The sequence below is a fragment of the Actinomyces sp. genome, from assembly GCF_030524025.1.
Classification (GTDB): Bacteria; Actinomycetota; Actinomycetes; order Actinomycetales; family Actinomycetaceae; genus Actinomyces.
On the sequence record NZ_JAUNHI010000003.1, the window covers coordinates 193,008 to 197,152 of the forward strand.

The 4,145-nt window shown below is 68.1% G+C and carries 4 protein-coding genes; all 4 read right to left on the minus strand.

Translation table 11 applies throughout. The annotated features are described in order from the left end of the window. Window positions 1-105 precede the first annotated feature (105 nt). Entirely contained in the window at window positions 106-1,479 is a 1,374-nt protein-coding gene (locus Q4C85_RS02915) for a sugar ABC transporter substrate-binding protein (RefSeq protein WP_303139346.1), read from the minus strand. A gap of 9 nt (window positions 1,480-1,488) precedes the next feature. Beyond that, on the minus strand, window positions 1,489-2,424 hold the full coding sequence (locus tag Q4C85_RS02920) for a carbohydrate ABC transporter permease (protein WP_303139349.1): 936 nt from the start codon (window positions 2,422-2,424) through the stop codon (window positions 1,489-1,491). Between the two features lie 16 nt (window positions 2,425-2,440). Next, window positions 2,441-3,346 (minus strand): carbohydrate ABC transporter permease, encoded by a 906-nt coding sequence (locus tag Q4C85_RS02925; RefSeq protein ID WP_303139352.1) that lies wholly within the window; start codon window positions 3,344-3,346, stop codon window positions 2,441-2,443. Between the two features lie 88 nt (window positions 3,347-3,434). Next, a partial coding sequence (locus tag Q4C85_RS02930; protein WP_303139354.1) for an alpha-galactosidase occupies window positions 3,435-4,145 on the minus strand: 711 nt, incomplete at its 5' end.

Genomic DNA, 4,145 nt, shown 5'->3' on the forward strand with positions numbered 1-4,145 from the left:
CGCCCCCGGGCTCGGGCCCGTCGGGCCCCGGGAGAGGGGCCCGCAGCCCCCCGCGGGGTGCATTGTGTCCGGAACCCGCGGGAGGTGGGTGGGCACGACGAGGCGCTAGTCGTCGTGCGTGGAGGTCTCGAACAGGAGGTTGACCTGGTCGTTGTAGCCCGTCAGCGTCGAGGCCGGCACCCGGTTGGCCCACACGTCCTCGACGGCGGGCGTCATGATCGCCCGCACGTCGGCCCCGAAGTAGGTCAACGGGAAGAAGAAGGTCGTCCCGTTGTCGACGTGCGCGGTGAAGGGCTCGGTGCTCAGGCCCGTCTCCTTGAACACCTCGATGGCCTTGGTCGTCGAGGCGGTGATGGCCGGGAAGACCACCCCGTATGAGGCGACGATGTCCTGGGCCTCCTGGGTGCCCAGGAAGGCCACCCACTTCGAGGCGTTCTCAACATTGGCCGACTGCTTGACCACCGAGTCCCCCAGGCCGTTGAACAGGGACTGGCTCGTGCCGTTGGGCCCCACGGGAGTGGGCGCGACCCCGACGTTGATGTCCAGGCCGGCGAAGGTGTTGAACATCCACGAGCCGTGGATCGCCATGGCCACCGAGCCCGAGCCGAGCTGGATGTCGGTGCTCGTGGCGTCGGAGAAGGCGCCGTTGGGGTTCATGTACCCCTTGTCCACCAGCCCGAAGTACCAGTCGAGGGTCTCCTGGAAGACTGCGTCGTCGTAGCGGTACCGGGTGCCCCAGGTCGGCTCGTTGGTGTAGTACCAGTCCCCTGCCGACGCGGTGAAGGGGCTCCACTGGGTCTGGCCGTCCATCCCACCGGAGTCCTGGATGCCGATGCCGTAGACCGCGATGTGCCCCGGGTCGAAGCCCTCCTCGTCGCCCCGCACGCCGTTGCGGTCGACGGTCAGGCGGGCGAGCACCTTCTCGAATGTGCCCCCGTCCTGGGGGTTCCACTCCAGGGCGCTCATGTCCTCCTCGGTCAGGCCCGCCTCGGCGAGCATGTCCTTGTTGTAGAAGATCGCCTCGGTGTCCCAGTCCTTGGGGCAGCCGTACTGGTGACCGTCCTCTCCCTTCCACAGGTCGAGCAGCCCGTCCTGGAAGGCGGCCTCGTCGACGTCGGCCCAGGCGGCCTGCTCGTCCAGAGGCAGCAGGACGTCGAGGTCGACGAACTGGGCGAACTTCTGGATGTGGTCGGTGAAAGCGTCGGGGGCGGTGCCTGCGATGAATCCGGCGGTCAGCTTGGTCCAGTAGTCGTCCCAGCCGATCTGGGTGATGTTGACGGCGATCCCGGTGCGCTCCTTGAACAGCTCGGCGCACTTCTCGTAGGCGGGCTGCTGACCGGCGTCCCACATCCAGTACTCCACCGTGCCCGTGGACTCGGAGTCATCGGAGGGGCCGCAGGCCGACACGGCCAGGGCGGCCGCCGAGGCGGCCAGTGCGGTCAGGGCGCTGCGGCGAGTGAGCATGAGGTTGTTGAGCATGTCTGGTCCTCACTTGATCCCGGTGAAACCGATGGAGTTGACGATGCGCCGGGCGAAGGCCATGAAGAGCAGCAGCATCGGGAGCGCGGCCACGAGGGTGGCCGCCATGAGCCCGGACCAGTCGGTCCCGGAGGTCGGCGCCTGGGACTTGAAGACGGCCACGGCCACGGTGAGCACCCGGGAGGAGTCGGTGTAGGACACGAGCAGGGGCCAGAAGTAGTCGTTCCAGGCGGTGATGTAGGTGATGATGGCCAGCGTCGTGATCGGGGCCTTGGCCATGGGCAGGATGAGCTGGAAGAACACGCGCACCTTCGAGGCGCCGTCGAGCAGCGCCGCCTCCTCCAGCTCCCGGGGAATGTTCATGAAGAACTGCTTGAGGAAGAACACGGCGAAGGGCGTCATGAACATGGTCGGCAGGGCCACGCCCAGGAGACTGTCGATGAGGCCCAGCTCCTTGACGAGCACGAAGTTGGGCAGGAGGGTGAAGATCGACGGGACCATGAGCGCGGCCAGGAAGATCGAGAAGACGGCGTCCCGCCCCTTCCAGCGCAGGCGGGCGAAGGAGTAGGCGGCCATGGCGGAGAAGAAGACCTGTCCGGCGGTCACCAGAGTGGCCACGACAACGGAGTTGCGCAGGTAGAGCCAGAAGTTGATGGCGGCGCCGGAGCCGCCGTCGGCCATCGCCTCCTCGGTGGACTGCATGCCGAAGACGCGGGCGAAGCCTCGCAGGTTGGTGTCGACCGGCAGCAGGCTCGTGGGGTCCGAGGCGAGGCCGGCGTTGGAGGACAGGGCCGTGCGCAGCACCCAGTAGAAGGGCAGGAGGGTGATAATGAGGACGAGGATCATGAAGACCCAGGCCGCGATGCGCCCGGGGCGCAGGCGGCGGGAGTCCCCGGCGTCCTGAGCCGTCCGGGCCGAGGCGGTGGCAGTGGTTGCAGTGCTCATGCGATCTGGTCCTTCCTCAGTCCAGGTCCGTCTGCCCGGCCCGCGTCATGCGGTACTGGACGATCGTGATGGCGGCCAGCACGAGCAGCAGCCCGACGGCCATGGCCGAGGCGTAGCCGAACTGGAAGCGGCCGAAGGCCATGTCGTAGATGTAGTACTGCAAGACGCGTGTGGCGTTGACCGGACCGCCGGCGGTGGTCACCGAGACGGTGTCGAAGACCTGGAAGGAGCCGATCATCGTCATGATGAGCACGAGTGCGAGGATGGGGCGCAGCAGGGGCAGCGTGATCCGCCAGAACATCGTCCACTCGCTGGCGCCGTCGATCTTGCCCGCCTCGTAGACGGTTCCCGGGATCGACTGGAGGCCGGCGAAGATGAGCAGGGCGGTGTATCCCATGTGGCGCCACACGTTGATGAAGGCGATCGTCGGGATGGCCATCGTCGAGCTGAAGAAGTTGACACTCTCGCCGGTGAGGGCCTGGATGATCTCGTTGGAGATGCCCAGGGTGTTGTCCAGGATCCACAGCCACAGCATGGCCACCACGACGTTGGACACGAGGTAGGGGGTCAGGACGATCGAACGCACGAAGGTCGACTGGGTGAGCCGCTGCATGAGCACGGCGATGGCCAGGGCCATGATCGTCTGAACACCGATGTTGATGACGACGTACTCCAGGGTGACCACGACGGCGTTCCAGAAGATGGAGTCGCCGACCATGCGCTGGTAGTTCGACAGTCCGGTGAAGGTCTCGGGGGTCAGGAGGTTGTACTCGGTGAAGGACAGCCAGATCCCCCGCAGGAGGGGCCAGATGTAGAAGGCGACGAGGCCTATCGTTGCCGGGAGGATGAATGCCAGGCCGAGCCGGGCATCTGTGCGGGGCCGACGGCGGGGGTGCCGTACGGCCGTGGCTGATGTGGACATCGGGTCTCCATATCGACGGTGATGAGGGGAGGGTGCTGGACGGCGGTGCGGCAGGGAGCGGTGGCCCCCGATGGTCTGAGAAGCGGCCTCAGTCCAGAGCGGTGGCCCGCACGAGGATGAGGTGGTCGGGGTGCAGGACCGGCAGCGCCAGGCCGGTGGAGACCAGGTAGGAGCCGGGCAGGACGACGCCGTCGTCCTCCATCCACGGGGTGGTCAGCCGCAGCTCGGGGTAGGCCGGTGCCGCCAGGCGCACGTGGTAGCGGCGGTCCGGGTCGAGGCCGGGCAGCGGCCGGGGCGCCGTGGGCCAGGCGTCGAGCTGGCCCAGGCAGGCGATCTGGAACAGGGCGTCCGTGCCGTCGGGGGCGACGACCCCCTCGATGCGCAGCGCCTCGTCCTGGGCCAGGTCGGCGTGGACGGTCAGGCCCGTGTGGAGCAGGGGCCGCAGCTCCTTGTACAGGGCGATGACCGCGGCGAGCCGCTCGCGGGCGGCGGCGTCGGCGGCGGCCAGGTCCCACTCGACACCCATGTGGCCCCACAGGGCCGTGCCCGCACGGAAGTCGAGGTCGAGCTCGCGCAGGGTCGTGTGCGCCCGGCCCGCCCCGACGTGGGTGCCCACGAGCTCGGGAGGCAGGAGCAGAGTGGTGCCTCGCTGGATGTTCTGCCGGTCGTGGGCGTCGATGCAGTCCGAGGCCCACACGCGCTGGGTGCGCTCGAGGATCCCCAGGTCCACCCGTCCCCCGCCGCCGGCGCAGGACTCGATCTCCAGGGCGGGGAAGCGCTCGTGCAGGGCGTCCAGGAG

What these genes read in the sequence shown, in the direction of transcription:
- Q4C85_RS02915 (WP_303139346.1), bottom strand. Translation starts at nt 1,479, where the DNA reads ATGCTCAACAACCTCATGCTCACTCGCCGCAGCGCCCTGACCGCACTG.
- Q4C85_RS02920 (WP_303139349.1), bottom strand. Translation starts at nt 2,424, where the DNA reads ATGAGCACTGCAACCACTGCCACCGCCTCGGCCCGGACGGCTCAGGAC.
- Q4C85_RS02925 (WP_303139352.1), bottom strand. Translation starts at nt 3,346, where the DNA reads ATGTCCACATCAGCCACGGCCGTACGGCACCCCCGCCGTCGGCCCCGC.